Below are 14,326 nucleotides of genomic sequence, written 5' to 3' on the forward strand. Positions count from 1 at the left end.
CTATGGCGGGGACTATGTGTGGGCTGTGAGTTCCGAAAGGACGCACGCAGTGCGCGCTTCCCCGAGCGACTCTCCCCGCTGCCGACGATGCTCCGGCGCGGCATCCCGCTCGTCTATAGTGAGCGCGGATGCCGCGGTCCGGCGTCCTGCGGAAGGCGGTGCCCTCATGCCCCTGGTCGATCTCGCGGTGTACGTGGACGGACGCCGCACACCCTCTCCCGCGTCGCTGACGGCGACGTTCGAGGCGATGCGCGAGCGCGACGGCGTCGCCTGGATCGGCCTGTACCGCCCGTCCGTCGAGGAGGTCCGCGAGATCGCGGACGAGTTCGGGCTGCACCCCCTCGCGGTGGAGGACGCCCTGCTCGGCCATCAGCGCGCGAAGCTCGAGCGCTACGGCGACGCCCGCTTCGTGGTGCTGCGTCCGGCTCGGTACCTCGACGCGGAGGAGGAGGTCGAGTTCGGCGAGGTGCACATCTTCGTCGGCCCCGACTTCGTCGTCACCGTCCGCCATGCCGAGTCGCCCGACCTCGCCCGGGTGCGCCGCCGGATGGAGTCCCAGCCCGACCTGCTGCGGCTGGGCCCGCTGTCGATCCTCTACGCGATCCTCGACGAGGTGGTGGACGAGTACGCCCCCGTCATCGCGGGCCTCGAGAACGACATCGACGAGATCGAGGACCAGCTCTTCAACGGCGATCCCGACGTCTCACGGCGCATCTTCGGTCTCGCCCGCGAGGTCATGGAGTTCCAGCGGGCGGTGAAGCCGCTCGTCCCGATGATCGAGACGCTGCGCGACGACGAGGGTCTCGACCTCGAGCTGCGACGCGGGCTGCGCGACGTGCTCGACCATGCGGTGAACGCCGCGGAGCGCGCCGACGCGTTCCGCGCCATCCTCGACAACGCGCTCACGGTCAACAGCGCCGTGGTCGCGCAGACGCAGAACGAGGAGATGCGGCGCATGACCGAGTTCGGACTCGACCAGAACGACCAGGTGAAGAAGGTGTCGGGCTGGGCGGCCATCCTGTTCGCGCCGACACTGGTGGGCGGCATCTACGGCATGAACTTCCACGTCATGCCCGAGCTGAGCTGGGAGTTCGGCTACCCGATGGCCCTCGGGCTCATGCTCGCCAGCAGCCTGACGCTGTTCGCCGTGTTCCGTCGGCGCGGGTGGCTGTAGCGGACGTCGGATGCCGCCGCTACCGTGACGGGCATGACCACCCCCGCGACCCTCGGCCCTCTCGACGGCCCCTACCTGACCGCGGCAGACGCCGGCTGGGATGCGGCGCGCCTGTTCCATTCCGGCATCGGCGTCCCCGACGCGATCGTGCAGGCGGCGTGCGAGCACGACGTGGTCGCGGCGGTGCGCCATGCCGAGGCGCAGGGACTGGATATCGCCGTGCGCGGCGGCGGGCACAGCGCGTGGGGCACGGTGCCGGGCGGTCTGCTGATCGACCTCGCCCGCCTCGACGACGTCTCGGTCGAGGGCGACCTCGTGCGCATCGGCGGCGGGGCGACGTGGGGCGCGGTCGCCGAGATCCTCGGTGCGCACGGCCTCGGCCTCAGCTCGGGAGACACCGCCTCCGTCGGCGTCGGCGGACTCACGCTCGGCGGCGGCATCGGCTGGATGGTGCGGGCATGGGGCCTCGCGTGCGACCAGCTCGTGGGTGCGCGGCTGGTCACGGCGGCGGGCGAGGTCCTGGAGGTGGATGCCGCGTCGTACCCGGAGCTGTGGTGGGGGCTGCGCGGTGCGGGCTCGACCCTGGGCGTCGTGACGCGGTTCGACTTCCGCGCGCACGCGCTGCCCGGCGTGGTGTTCACCACCCTCGGCCTGTCCGGCGACGCCCGTCCCATCCTCGCGGCGCTGCGTGATCTGCTCGCCGACGCGCCGCAGGAGCTCACGGTCACCTACATGGACGTTCCCGCGATGGATCCGAGCGCGCCGGCGGGAGCGACGATCACGGCGCTGTGGGCGGGCGATGACGAGGCGGCATCCCGCACCGCGCTCGCCCCGCTGCTCGCGCTCGACGGGGTGAGCGTGACCGACGCCGGAGTGCGGCGCTACCGCGACATCCTGCTCGACGCACCGCCCTTCGACCCCGAGCAGCCGATGCCCGGATTCATCGGCGGCAACGCGCTGCTGCGCACGCTCGACGACGACACGATCGACGCCGTCGCCGCCTTCCGCGAGCGCAACGCCGCATCCGTGCTGTTCCTGCGCTCCGTGGGCGGGGCATACGGCGACGTCGCCGCGGACGCATCGGCGTTCCCGGCCCGCGCCGCGACGTGGTTCGTCATGGCCGGCGCGTTCGATCTGCCCGGACTCGTCGACGATGCGTCGCGCCCCGCCATCCAGGCCTCCTGGGACCGCATCGAGGCCGGCGCGGCCGGTGTCTACGGCAACTTCACCCAGGCCGTCGACGGGAGCGTCGCGCCGAAGATGTTCCCCGAGCCCGCGCGGACGCGGCTGGCGGCCCTGAAACGCGAATGGGACCCGGAGAACATGTTCTCCCGATCCCATTCGGTGCGTCCGGCCTGACCTCTGCGGGTCGAGGGCGCGGTCAGTGCGTGTCGACGGCTTCGATCTCGGTGCGGTCTCCCGACCACTGCGTGTGGAAGGTTCCGTCCTTGTCGATGCGCTTGTAGGTGTGGGCGCCGAAGAAGTCGCGCTGCCCCTGTACGAGGGCGGCGGGCAGGCGCTCGGCGCGCAGGCCGTCGTAGTAGGCCAGCGAGGAGGCGAAGGCGGGAGCCGGAAGACCGGCGGATGCCGCGGCCGCCACGATGCGGCGCCAGGAGCCCTGAGCGCGACCGAGCGCCTCGACGAAGTACGGCGCGGTCAGCAGGACCGGCAGCTCGGGCGCCTCGGCGTAGGCGTCGGCGATGCGGTTGAGGAACTGCGCGCGGATGATGCAGCCGCCGCGCCAGATCTTCGACACCGCGCCCAGGTCGATCGCCCAGTCGTATTCGGCTGCGCCCGCGCGGATCTCGTCGAAGCCCTGCGAATAGGCGACGATCTTCGACGCGTACAGCGCCAGTCGCACGTCCTCGATGAAGGCGTCGGGGTCATCGACGGTGAGCGACTGCGCAGGGCCGGGCAGATCGCCCGACACGGCGCGCTGCTCGGGGTGGCTCGAAAGTGAGCGGGCGAACACGGCCTCCGCGATCCCGGAGACGGGCACGCCGAGGTTCAGCGCGGTCTGCACGGTCCACGCGCCGGTGCCCTTGGCGCCGGCCTGGTCGAGGATGACGTCGACGAGCGGCCGTCCGGTGCCGGCATCCACCTGACGGAGCACCTCCGCCGTGATCTCGATGAGGTACGACTCCAGCTCGCCGCGGTTCCACTCCGCGAACACGTCGGCGATCTCGGCGGGGGACTTGCCGGTGCCGCGGCGGATGAGGTCGTACGCCTCGGCGATGAGCTGCATGTCGGCGTACTCGATGCCGTTGTGCACCATCTTGACGAAGTGGCCGGCGCCGTCGTGGCCGACGTGCGTCACGCACGGCTCGCCCTCGGCGACCGCCGCGATCGACTTGAGGATGGGTCCGAGGGTGACCCACGACTCGTCGGAGCCGCCGGGCATGATGGACGGTCCGTTGAGGGCGCCCTCCTCGCCGCCGGAGATGCCCGCGCCGACGAAGTTGATGCCGGTCTCGCGCACCGCCTTCTCGCGGCGGATCGTGTCGGTGAACAGCGCATTGCCCCCGTCGACGATGATGTCGCCGGGCTCGAACACCTTCACCAGGGAGTCGATCACCGCGTCGGTGCCGGCACCGGCCTTGACCATGATGATCGCGGCGCGCGGCTTCTGCAGCGACGCGGCGAACTCCTCATAGGTGGAGGTCGGGACGAACCCCGCCTCGGGGTGCGCGGCCACCAGATGCTCGGTCTTGTCGACGCTGCGGTTGAAGATCGCGACCGTGTTGCCCTCGCGGCTGGCGAGGTTGCGCGCGAGGTTGGACCCCATCACCGCGAGGCCCACCACCCCGATGTTCGCGACGCCGACGGCGGACTCGTTCGAGGGGGTTTCAGTCTCGGGCACGCAGGACTCCTAGGACGCAGACGGGTGTGCGCCCAGGTTACCGCGTCGGTGAGATCAGTCCTTGCGGTACGACGTGCGGCCCATGCCCCAGAACGCCAGCACCGTGCCGACACCGCCGACGAGGGCGATCACCCCGATGAGGCCGAGGAGGAGGTCGGAGGCGAGAGTCGAGTCGATCATGGGGTGTCCTCCGGGTGCGGAACAGGGTGCGTCCTCATCGTAGCGGTCGCCCTGGTAGACTCATGGACTGAACTTCGGCGAGGGGTCGCCGCCACGCAGCAACAGCGCGAGCGGCATCCGTGATCGACGCGGTGATGCAGGCTCCCCGGCTTTCCTCACGCGCTCGCGTTCGAGTCGAATCCACAGACCCACATCTCCCGGGCCCGCCGGCCCGCGATCACCTCTCAAGGAGCATCACCATGGCCGAGAACAAGAACCTCGACAACAAGGTCCACGCCGAGCTGCGTGAGAACTTCGGCAAGGGCTACGCCCGCCGCCTCCGCGCCGCGGGGAAGATTCCGGCCGTCATCTACGGTCACGGCTCCGACCCCAAGCACGTCGCGCTGCCCGGCCACCAGGTCGCGCTGCTCATCCGCAAGGCGAACGCCGTGCTCGAGCTCGACGTCGCGGGCGAGCACGAGCTCACCCTCGTCAAGGACGTGCAGAAGGACCCGGTGCACCAGATCATCGAGCACATCGACCTGCTCGTGGTGAAGAAGGGCGAGAAGGTCCAGGTCGACGTGCCGATCGTCGTCGTCGGCGAGCCCGCCCCCGGCACCATCGCCAACCTCGACTCCACCACCATCGCGCTCGAGGTCGAGGCCACGCACATCCCCGAGAACATCGAGGTCGACGTCGAGGGCCTGGAGGACGGCACGCACATCACCGCGGCCGACCTCACGCTCCCGCGCGGTGCGGCGCTGATGGCCGACGCTGAGACGCTCATCATCGCGGTCTCGGTCCCCGCCGCGGCGCTGGCCGCCGAGGCAGAGATCGCCGAAGCCGACGCGGCGGTCGCCGCCGAGCAGTCGGAGGAGTCCGAGGAGGCCGTGGAGGCCGCCGACGAGGCCTGAGTCTCGGAGCTTTCCCACGGAGGGGTGCGCGGTCGCGCACCCCTCCGTCGTTTCCGGAAGGATGGATGCCATGGCTGACACATGGCTCGTGGTGGGTCTGGGCAACCCCGGACCGCGGTACGAGGCGACCCGGCACAACATCGGCCAGATGGTGGTGGACGAGCTGGCGCGACGCCGCGGCGAATCGTTCCGCGCGCACAAGGGGAACGCGCGCGTCGCCGAGACGTGGCTCCGGCCGGGTGCCGACAATCTCGTGCTCGCCAAGCCGAACTCGTTCATGAACGTCTCCGGTGGACCGGCATCCTCCCTCGCCGACTACTACGGCGTGGCGCCCGAGCGGGTGATCGTGGTGCACGACGAGCTCGACATCCCCTTCGACACGATCAAGCTCAAGGTCGGCGGCGGGCACGGGGGCCACAACGGGGTGCGCGACATCGCGAAGGCCCTGGGCACGGCCGAGTTCCCGCGGGTGCGTGTGGGCATCGGTCGTCCGGTGGGGCGTCAGGACCCAGCCGACTGGGTGCTCGACCCGTTCGGATCCGTCGAGCGGCAGAACCTCCCGATCCTCATCTCCGACGCCGCCGATGCGGTCGAGGAACTGGTCGGCGACGGACTGCTCGCGGCGCAGCAGCGCCACCACGCGCCCCGCGGCTGAGCGACCGAGCGTCCGCGTCGCGAGGGGTGCGGATCAGGCGGTGGATGCCGCCCCGATCGCGATCCCTACGGTGACGGCCACGCCGAACACGATCGCCGCGACAGGAGCGACGACGATCGCCGCGATGCCCGCGCCGCGCCCCCGACGGCGCGCGATGGCCACGATGCCCTGGATCAGCGCCCACAGCCCCAGCACGGTGCCGCCCCAGAAGGCGATCTCACCGATCAGCACCGTGCCCCGCACGGGGGAGAGGATGCGGAGGTCGACGGAGGCGGCGCTCGTCAGATACGGGAGCTGTGCGCCCACGCTCGCCCCCACCTCGTGGGCGGTGATCGAGCCGACGATCGCCGGCACGATGAGGGCGACCAGGGCCAGCACGAGGGCGACGACGCCCAGCGCGCCGCCCGCGGAGGACGGAGTCGCCGCGGGCGGGAAGGATCCGTAGCCCACCGGCGTGTACGGTGCGGCGAACGGGCCGGGAGCAGAGCCGGATGACGCCGGAGGCTGCCCGTACGGCACTGCAGGCAGGCTGTACGGAGCCACCGGCCGGCCGTACTGCGGCGGCGGGGGGATCTGCGGGGCGTGCGGCGGCGGATACCCGGGCTGCGCGTGTCCCGGCGCCGGGGCCTGCGGCTGCCCGGACGGAGGGGGCACGGGGGAGTGGTCGCTCACGGTGCCATCCTAGGAGCCGGGTGTCCGACGACGCCCGTAGACTCTTCCGGTGACAGTTCCCGGGATCGTGCGCGCCCTCGAGCAGGCTGAATCGTTCCGGGACGCGGTGGCCGCGGCATCCGTCGACGCCGACTTCTCGCTCGTCGAAGGACTCGACGCCCCGCTGCTGGCCGCCCTCCTCGAGCGCCGTCGTGCGACGGCGACCGGCGGTGTGCTGCTGATCGTGGCGCCCACGGGCCGGCGCGCCGAGTCGCTCGGACCGGCGCTGCACGCGGTGCTTCCCGGCGCCCAGGTGCTGCATTTCCCCGCGTGGGAGACGCTGCCGCACGAGCGGCTGAGCCCCAGCCCGGAGACGGTGGGGCAGCGGCTCGCGGTGCTGCGGCGCGTCGCCGCACACGACGGGGCCGCCCCCCTCGTGATCACCGCCTCCGTGCGCGCCGCGCTGCAGCCGCTCGCGGGCGGTCTCACCGACCAGCCGCCGGTCGATCTCGCCGTCGGCGGGCGCGGGCACGAGCTCGACGGTGTGGTCGCGCGCCTGGTCGAACTCGCCTACCACCGGGTCGACATGGTCTCCCGCCGGGGCGAGTTCGCGGTGCGCGGCGGCATCCTCGACGTCTTCCCTCCGGTCGCCGATCACCCGTACCGCGTCGAGTTCTTCGGTGACGAGGTCGATGCGATCCGCGCGTTCTCGGTCGCGGATCAGCGCTCGCTGCCCGGCGAGGTGGCGGGCGTCGAGCTCGCGGCCAGTCGCGAGCTGCTGCTGACCGCTTCCGTGCGCGCCCGCGCCGGGCGTCTGAAGACCTCCCTGCCCGGCATCGCGGGCATGCTCGAGAAGATGGCCGAGGGCATCCCGGTGGAGGGGATGGAGTCGCTCACCCCGGCTCTCGTCGACGAGGTCGTCACGCTCGTGGACTACCTGCCGACCGCGTCTGCGGTGGCCGTGGTCGACCCCGAGCGCGCCCGCACCCGCGCGCGCACCCTGGGCGAGACGAACCGCGAGTTCCTCGAGGCGGCGTGGAACGCGGCGACGGCCGGTGCGGCGACCCCCGTCGACCTGGGCGCGGGCGATTTCGTCACCCTGCCGCAGCTGCGCGAGGCAGCGCACGCCCGCAAGGGCGTGTGGTGGACGCTCAGCGCGTTCGATTCGGGAGCGGCGGATGCCTCGGCCGAGGGCCTCCTCGACATCGACGTCGCCCTCGAGGAGGCCGCGATGATCCGGGTACCCGGCGCGCCCGTGCCGAGCTTCTCCGGTGCGGTCGAGGGGGCGACGGAGCACGTCGGAGCGCTGCTGTCCGACGGCTGGCGCGTCGTCGTGGCGGCCTCCGGTGCCGGGCTGGTCGACCGGGCGCGCGACGTGCTCGCCGAGCGCGGGATCGCGGCGCGGCGGGTCGAGTCCGTCGAGGCGCCGCCCGAGCCGGGGGTCGCTCACGTGGTGGCGGCATCCCTCGAGCGCGGTTTCGAGGTCGAGGCCGCCAAGCTCGCCGTGCTCACCGAGAGCGAGTTCTACGGCCGGACCATCGGCGGAGACAACCGCGTCGTGAAGAAGCTGGCCTCGCGGCGGCGCAACGTCGTCGACCCCCTGCAGCTCAAGCCCGGCGACTTCGTCGTCCACGCCACGCACGGCATCGGGAGGTTCGTGGAGCTGTCGCAGCGGGAGGTGTCCTCGGGCGGGCGCAACGCCGTGAAGACGACGCGCGAGTACCTGGTGCTCGAGTACGCGCCGTCGAAGCGCGGGTACCCCGGCGACAAGCTGTTCGTGCCCACTGATCAGCTCGACCTGCTCTCGCGCTACGTCGGCGGCGAGGCCCCCGCGCTGTCGAAGATGGGCGGCAGCGACTGGTCCGCCGCGAAGGGCAAGGCGCGCAAGGCGGTGCGCGACATAGCCGTCGAGCTGGTGAAGCTGTACTCGGCGCGGATGGCGTCGAAGGGGCACGCGTTCGGGCCCGACACGCCCTGGCAGCGCGAGCTGGAAGAGGCGTTCCCGTTCGCCGAGACGCTGGATCAGCTGCAGACGATCGACGAGATCAAGGCCGACATGGAGAAGCCGATCCCGATGGACCGGCTCCTCTCGGGCGACGTCGGCTTCGGCAAGACCGAGGTCGCCGTGCGCGCCGCGTTCAAGGCCATCCAGGACGGCAAGCAGGTGGCGATGCTCGTGCCGACCACGCTGCTGGTCAAGCAGCACATCGAGACCTTCACCGAGCGGTTCGCCGGCTTCCCGGTGAAGGTCAAGCCGCTCTCGCGCTTCCAGAGCGACAAGGAGGCGCGCGAGACGCTCGCGGGCGTCACCGACGGCACGGTCGACATGGTGATCGGCACGCACCGCATCCTCACCGAGAAGGTGCAGTTCAAAGACCTCGGCCTGATGATCATCGACGAGGAGCAGCGGTTCGGCGTCGAGCATAAGGACCAGCTGAAGAAGCTGAAGACCAACGTCGACATCCTCGCGATGAGCGCGACGCCCATCCCGCGCACCCTCGAGATGGCCGTCACCGGCATCCGCGAGATGTCGACCCTGGCGACACCGCCCGAGGACAGGCATCCGATCCTCACCTATGTCGGGGCGCGCAACGACAAGCAGGTGGCTGCGGCCATCCGCCGCGAACTGCTGCGCGAGGGTCAGGTCTTCTACGTGCACAACCGCGTGCAGTCGATCCAGCGGGTCGCGGCCGAGCTCGCCGAGCTGGTGCCCGAGGCGCGCATCGCCGTCGCGCACGGGCAGATGGGCGAGCACGCGCTCGAGAACGTGGTCGACGACTTCTGGGAGCGGCGCGCCGACGTGCTGGTGTCGACGACCATCATCGAGACCGGTCTCGACATCGCCAACGCGAACACCATCATCATCGACCGCGCCGACAAATACGGTCTGTCGCAGCTGCATCAGCTGCGCGGACGCGTCGGCCGCGCGCGTGAACGGGCGTACGCGTACTTCCTGTACGACGAGCAGAAGCCGCTGTCCGAGACCGCCGCCGACCGCCTCGAGACGATCGCCGTCAACAACGACCTCGGCTCGGGCATGCAGGTCGCCCTGAAGGACCTCGAGATCCGCGGCGCCGGAAACCTGCTCGGCGCCGAGCAGGCGGGGCATATCGCCGGTGTCGGTTTCGACCTGTACCTGCGGATGATCGGCGAGGCCGTCGCGACGTTCCGGGGCGATGACGTCGAGGGTCCGGCCGAGCTGCGCCTCGAGCTGCCCGTCGATGCGCGCATCCCGGAGAGCTACATCGACAGCGAGCGGCTGCGCCTCGAGGCGTACCAGAAGCTGTCGGCCGCGGCATCCGCCACCGCCAGATCCGACGCGATCGACCTCGTCGTCGACGAGCTGCAGGACCGCTACGGCGAGCCGCCGCGAGAGGTCGACGGACTGCTGGCCGTGGCGCGCCTGCGCCGTCGCGCCGCCCGCGCCGGTCTCGCGGACGTCGTCGCGATGGGTCCCAACCTGCGCATCGCACCTGCGCACCTGCCCGACTCGATGCGGGTGCGCCTGCAGCGGCTCTACCCGAAGGCCAAGCTCATCGCGAGCGGCGATGCGCTGGTGGTCCCTCTGCCCACCGCAGGGGGAGAAGCGGTGACGGATGCTGCGCTCATCGCCTGGGTCGGACAGCTGCTGGACGCCCTCTGGCCGGAGAAGGACGCGAAGTCGACCGAGGGTGGCGCAGCCACGACGGAGAACGGCGTCGCACCTGCGTGACGGACCCGGCGGCGGATCGACGAACAGGGGAGCGCGACCGACTGGTCGCGTGGGATCGCGAGCTGCGCGCCGCGCATGAGCGCCTGCGTGACGCGCTCCGGGTCGCCCGGGAGGCGGCGTCCGCCGACGCGGAGAGCGCCGGTAGGGACCTGCTGCTGTACTGCCGGGGGTTCTGTCTCGCGCTGTCGGCGCACCACCGCGGCGAGGACGATGTGCTCTTCCCCGTGCTGCAGGCGGAGCATCCCGAGATCAGCCAGACCATCAGCGCACTCCGTCAGGATCACGGCATGATCGCCCACCTGCTGGGCGGCCTCGAGCTCGCCGTCGACGGTGCTCCCGCACCGGACGACCTCGCCCGGCACCTGGAGGGGATCGCGGCGATCATGGAGTCCCACTTCCGCTACGAGGAGCGCTCGCTGGACGCCATCCTCGCGGAGCTCGCCCTCGACGAGGAGCCGGGCCGCGTCTTCGGGATGCTGTAGGCCGAGCGGGCTTGTCTTCGCGAGCCCCGTCGGGGGCTGTCACTCCGCGCGGAGCTCTCCGACGATCGCGCCGACAGGCCGCTCCGTGCGCGTGTGCCGTTCGTGGGTCTCGATGACCTCGAAGCCCGCGGCATCGAGCAGCTCCTCCATCACGCCCACCGGCCATCGATGGGCGCGCACGACCGCATGGTCGAAGGGCTCGACGGCGGGGCCGACGAAGAACCCGAGGACGAGCCGCCCGCCGGGGCGCAGGACACGGGCGAACTCCGCGAGCGGGACCGGCATGCGGGACGGCTCGTGGTGGATGGTCGAGAACCACGAGAGCACGCCGTCGAAGGACGCGTCGTCGGCGTCGATGCGGTCGATGCTCCGCAGGTCGAAGCGGATGCCGGGATACGTCGCCCTCGCGTGATCGATGAAGGCCGGCACGAGGTCGATGCCACGCACGTCACGTCCGAGCTCCTGGAGATGATTCGTCCAGTGCCCCGGTCCGCATCCGGCGTCCAGCACGGGGCCGCTCAGTCCGGCAGCCCAGGTGTCGATCACCTGGCGATCAGACGGGTGGACGGCGGCCATCGATCCCAGAAGCGCGATGTAGTCGTTCGCACGCGCCGAATAGGCGGACGTCGTGCGGGACATACGTCGAGGCTATCCGGCTTGCGTGCGCGTCCGTTGTGTTGCCGCGACCGCCCCTGCGGGGGAGTCGACGGGCACGAGAAGGGCTGCTCACGTCCGGTCAGAAGGGCGGAGGATCTCCTCGCGACAACTCGACTGAGGCATCCACGCCTGGGTCGGGGACGAATCGCACCGTCGCCGGAGGGTGGTCGGGGTAGAGGCGCGCCGTGGGGCTCCGCCAGTGCAGGATGCCCCCGCCCACCTGGGTGACCGTCCAGGCCGTCTCGTGTTTGAGGGTGTGATGCCTACGGCACAGGTGGGCGAGGTTGTCGTGACGCGTGGGGCCGCCGAGTGCGGCATCCACCGTGTGATCGATGTCGGAACGGCGCGCGGTGCGCCGGCAGCCGGGGAAGCGGCAGCGCTCATCTCGCGCGGCGAGGAATCGTTCGAGATCGCGGTTCCACCGGTAGCGGTCGACCGCGAGCACCGCGCCCGTGTAGGGATGCGTGAGCACGCGGTCCCATGCGGGAACCCCTCCGGCGAGCCGCCGAGCCGTCTCGGCGTCGATGGGGCCGGAGCCGGCGAGCAGCGCGGGCTCGTCGCTCACGCCGGCCAGGGTGAGCACGGGCACCGTGACCTGCACGTGGGCGGAGATCGCCGCGAGTCCGTCGCCGTGCGCCGTCGTCGTGCCGGCGAGGACGAGGTCGGAGAGCACGTCGGCGCGCAACTGATCGATCGTGCGGGGGTCGCGGTCGAGGACACCGTCGGAGCATGCTCCAGGTCCGGTGATGAACACGGTGGGCTCCGGAAGATGGTGTGCACCTGCGATGTCACCGTCGCTGGTCGCGCCGCCCCCGTTGGCGACGCTGTCGCTGCCGATGCGGCCGCCCTCACCGCGATCGCCGCCCGCACTCTCGCCGGTGACGTTCGGGGCGCACTCGCCCCCGACGATCCCCTCCCCATCGCGCACCGCGCGCGCCATCTGAGTGAGACGGTCGAGCATCGCGTGTCCGAGCGTGGCGGGGACGTCCGCGATGATGCGCGACAGCCCCTCGTCGAGGTCGAAGAGACGCACCATGCGCCGACCGACGGCAGCGGAGGTGCGCTCCGCCACCCGCTCGGGGGCGATCGCCGCGGCCTGTGCTCGGGCGATCGCCCGCAGCCGAGCCGGCGTCTCATGCGCGGCCGCGGCGAGGGCCAGGGCTTCGAACCGCGCGCACTGATCATCGGGGACGGCGCTGCCCGCGTCGAGGATCGCGGACACGTGCCCTGCGTCGATCCGTCCTGCCTCCCACGCCACGAGGGTGGTGGGGAATCGTGTCATCAGCATCGTCGCGTCGCCCATGCGGCCCTGCACGCTGCGATCGCTCAGCCGCATCGCCGCCGCGAGCTCGGCGCTCACCTCACGCAGCGGCAGGTCGGCCGTCGAGCGCCGCCGGGAAGCCGTGCCGCGCTCGCTCTCGCCGCGGGAGAGGGCGAGGTCGAGCGCCTGGGCAAGCAGCCGGGACTCGAGCGCCTGCCGTGCGGCGATCTCGCGCCGTACCGACACGATGTCGTCGACGATCGCGCCGAGCTCGGCCCCTTCGGCCGTCCCGGATGCCGCGTGCCCCATGATCGCTCCTCGAACGGATGATCTCCTCATCGGCGGCGCCGAGAGGCCGATCGCGCGAAGTGGGCACGTGCGCGATCTCTACAAGTAGTTTAGAACATAGTTTCTATTCATGCAAGGTCGGTGTCACAACACCTTTCGCAGTGACACCCGCACCACCGAGTCGCGCATGCTCCGACGCATCCGTCCCCGCCGCGCAGTACGCTGACACGAGACCGAGGAGGAGCGATGCTGTTCGAGCACCTCGGGGCCTCGCCCCGCATCCATCCCGAGGCCGTGATCGCGCCGACCGCCGTGATCTCGGGCGACGTCGAGATCGGCCCGGACTGCCAGGTCCTGCACGGCGCCGTCATCACCGCCGAGGGCGGCACCATCACCCTCGGCTCCCACGTGATCGTGATGGAGAACGCGCTCATCCGCGCCACGGCGGCCGACTCGGTGCATATCGGCGATCACACGCTCGTCGGACCGATGGCGAGCATCTCGGGCGCGACGATCGGCGACGAGGTGTTCCTGGCCACCGGCACGCGGGTCTTCAACGGGGCGCGCATCGGCGACCGCTGCGAGGTGCGCATCAACGCCGTGGTGCACCTGCGCACGCACCTCGCCCCCGGGACGGTCGTGCCGATCGCCTGGGTGGCGGTGGGGGAGCCGGTGCGGATGCTGTCGCCCGACCGTCACGAGGAGATCTGGGCCGCGCAGCAGGAGCTGGACTTCCCCGGCTACGTGTTCGGACTCGACCGCGACACGCCCGACCTCATGGTGCAGCTCACCGAGCGCTACGGGCGCAGCCTCGCGCGCCACGCCGACGATCACCCGGCGGGCTGACCAGGACCAGCGACCCGTCCCAGGCTCAGCGATAAGGGTTCAGGCGCCGCGACGCGCCCGGCGTCACACCTCCACCGTGTACGACGTGAGCCGCGCCAGCATCCCACCCTCGAACTCGTAGACGTCGCACGACGCCACCGTCGTCTCGCCGTCGGCGTCGCGATACCGCGTGCGGGTGTCGATCGCGACGTGCTCGCCGCCGTCCACCACCAGGAGGCGGTCCCGCACGACCTCCACTCCGGTCAGTCCCGCCGCCGTCGCCCGACATGCTGCCGCGACGTTCTCCCTGCCGGAGAGGCCTTCCGAGCCGGGCATGATCCACACCACGTCGTCCGCCAGATACGGCAGCGCGGCCTCGAAGTCGTGCGTCGAGATCGCCTGGGCGATCTCCCGCGCCGTCGGGCTCATCGCGTCCCCCTTCATCTGGCGGCGACGCTACTCCCGATCGGAGGCGGGCGGAACGACGGCCGTCGTCACGTCCAGTGCAGGCCGCAGTCGCGGCATCCGAACTCCACCCGCACCGATCGGTCGTCGTCGTCGTGCATCTCGGTGCGACGTTCGAGTTCGATCGCGAACCATCCGGGTTCGATGGCGCGCAGATCCACCGATCCGCAGCCGGGGCAGGTCTCGATGAGACTGGTCTCGGAGTCGATCACGCGCTCCATGC

The 14,326-nt window shown here is 71.2% G+C and carries 14 protein-coding genes; 7 read left to right on the plus strand and 7 right to left on the minus strand.

What is annotated here, in order from left to right; all coding sequences use genetic code 11:
- Nucleotides 1-166: 166 nt before the first annotated feature.
- Together ACSJDX_RS09600 and ACSJDX_RS09605 are read left to right on the plus strand one after the other, a co-directional pair.
- Nucleotides 167-1,174, plus strand: coding sequence for a magnesium and cobalt transport protein CorA (locus ACSJDX_RS09600; protein WP_438352462.1), 1,008 nt, complete (start codon nt 167-169; stop codon nt 1,172-1,174).
- Between the two features lie 33 nt (nt 1,175-1,207).
- A complete protein-coding gene (locus ACSJDX_RS09605) occupies nt 1,208-2,533 on the plus strand; it encodes an FAD-binding oxidoreductase (protein WP_438352463.1) in 1,326 nt (441 codons plus the stop codon).
- Between the two features lie 22 nt (nt 2,534-2,555).
- Here ACSJDX_RS09605 and gndA read toward each other — a convergent pair whose 3' ends face one another.
- Complete coding sequence (gene gndA / locus ACSJDX_RS09610) at nt 2,556-3,959, minus strand: NADP-dependent phosphogluconate dehydrogenase (protein ID WP_438354964.1); 1,404 nt, start codon at nt 3,957-3,959, stop codon at nt 2,556-2,558.
- Nucleotides 3,960-4,088: 129 nt separating this feature from the next.
- A complete protein-coding gene (locus ACSJDX_RS09615; protein WP_438352464.1) occupies nt 4,089-4,214 on the minus strand; it encodes a hypothetical protein in 126 nt (41 codons plus the stop codon).
- 239 nt (nt 4,215-4,453) lie between these two features.
- Here ACSJDX_RS09615 and ACSJDX_RS09620 point away from each other — a divergent pair, with 239 nt between their 5' ends.
- Complete coding sequence (locus ACSJDX_RS09620) at nt 4,454-5,107, plus strand: 50S ribosomal protein L25/general stress protein Ctc (protein ID WP_438352465.1); 654 nt, start codon at nt 4,454-4,456, stop codon at nt 5,105-5,107.
- A gap of 70 nt (nt 5,108-5,177) precedes the next feature.
- Nucleotides 5,178-5,762 (plus strand): aminoacyl-tRNA hydrolase, encoded by a 585-nt coding sequence (gene pth / locus ACSJDX_RS09625; RefSeq protein WP_438352466.1) that lies wholly within the window; start codon nt 5,178-5,180, stop codon nt 5,760-5,762.
- A gap of 33 nt (nt 5,763-5,795) precedes the next feature.
- On the opposite strand, the gene ACSJDX_RS09630 is transcribed toward pth, so the two are convergent.
- Nucleotides 5,796-6,434 (minus strand): hypothetical protein, encoded by a 639-nt coding sequence (locus ACSJDX_RS09630; protein ID WP_438352467.1) that lies wholly within the window; start codon nt 6,432-6,434, stop codon nt 5,796-5,798.
- A gap of 49 nt (nt 6,435-6,483) precedes the next feature.
- Here ACSJDX_RS09630 and mfd point away from each other — a divergent pair, with 49 nt between their 5' ends.
- Together mfd and ACSJDX_RS09640 are read left to right on the plus strand one after the other, a co-directional pair.
- Nucleotides 6,484-10,125 (plus strand): transcription-repair coupling factor, encoded by a 3,642-nt coding sequence (gene mfd, locus ACSJDX_RS09635; protein ID WP_438352468.1) that lies wholly within the window; start codon nt 6,484-6,486, stop codon nt 10,123-10,125.
- A complete protein-coding gene (locus ACSJDX_RS09640; RefSeq protein WP_438352469.1) occupies nt 10,122-10,607 on the plus strand; it encodes a hemerythrin domain-containing protein in 486 nt (161 codons plus the stop codon). The genes mfd and ACSJDX_RS09640 overlap by 4 nt, the downstream gene beginning before the upstream one ends.
- 39 nt (nt 10,608-10,646) lie before the next feature.
- Here the strand turns inward: ACSJDX_RS09640 and ACSJDX_RS09645 are convergent, their stop codons facing one another.
- Nucleotides 10,647-11,246 (minus strand): class I SAM-dependent methyltransferase, encoded by a 600-nt coding sequence (locus tag ACSJDX_RS09645; RefSeq protein WP_438352470.1) that lies wholly within the window; start codon nt 11,244-11,246, stop codon nt 10,647-10,649.
- A gap of 97 nt (nt 11,247-11,343) precedes the next feature.
- A complete protein-coding gene (locus tag ACSJDX_RS09650; protein ID WP_438352471.1) occupies nt 11,344-12,834 on the minus strand; it encodes a DUF222 domain-containing protein in 1,491 nt (496 codons plus the stop codon).
- Nucleotides 12,835-13,059: 225 nt separating this feature from the next.
- On the opposite strand from ACSJDX_RS09650, the gene ACSJDX_RS09655 reads away from it, so the two are divergent.
- Nucleotides 13,060-13,659 carry a gamma carbonic anhydrase family protein gene (locus tag ACSJDX_RS09655; protein WP_438352472.1) on the plus strand — a complete coding sequence of 200 codons (600 nt, stop codon included), beginning with the start codon at nt 13,060-13,062 and terminating at the stop codon, nt 13,657-13,659.
- Between the two features lie 63 nt (nt 13,660-13,722).
- On the opposite strand, the gene ACSJDX_RS09660 is transcribed toward ACSJDX_RS09655, so the two are convergent.
- Both ACSJDX_RS09660 and ACSJDX_RS09665 read right to left on the minus strand, forming a co-directional pair.
- Complete coding sequence (locus ACSJDX_RS09660) at nt 13,723-14,067, minus strand: nuclear transport factor 2 family protein (RefSeq protein ID WP_438352473.1); 345 nt, start codon at nt 14,065-14,067, stop codon at nt 13,723-13,725.
- 65 nt (nt 14,068-14,132) lie between these two features.
- Nucleotides 14,133-14,324: a hypothetical protein gene (locus tag ACSJDX_RS09665; RefSeq protein ID WP_438352474.1), complete on the minus strand. Its 192-nt coding sequence runs from the start codon at nt 14,322-14,324 to the stop codon at nt 14,133-14,135.
- Nucleotides 14,325-14,326: the final 2 nt, after the last annotated feature.

Source organism: Microbacterium fluminis, from assembly GCF_051549805.1.
In the GTDB taxonomy this organism is placed as follows: Bacteria; Actinomycetota; Actinomycetes; order Actinomycetales; family Microbacteriaceae; genus Microbacterium.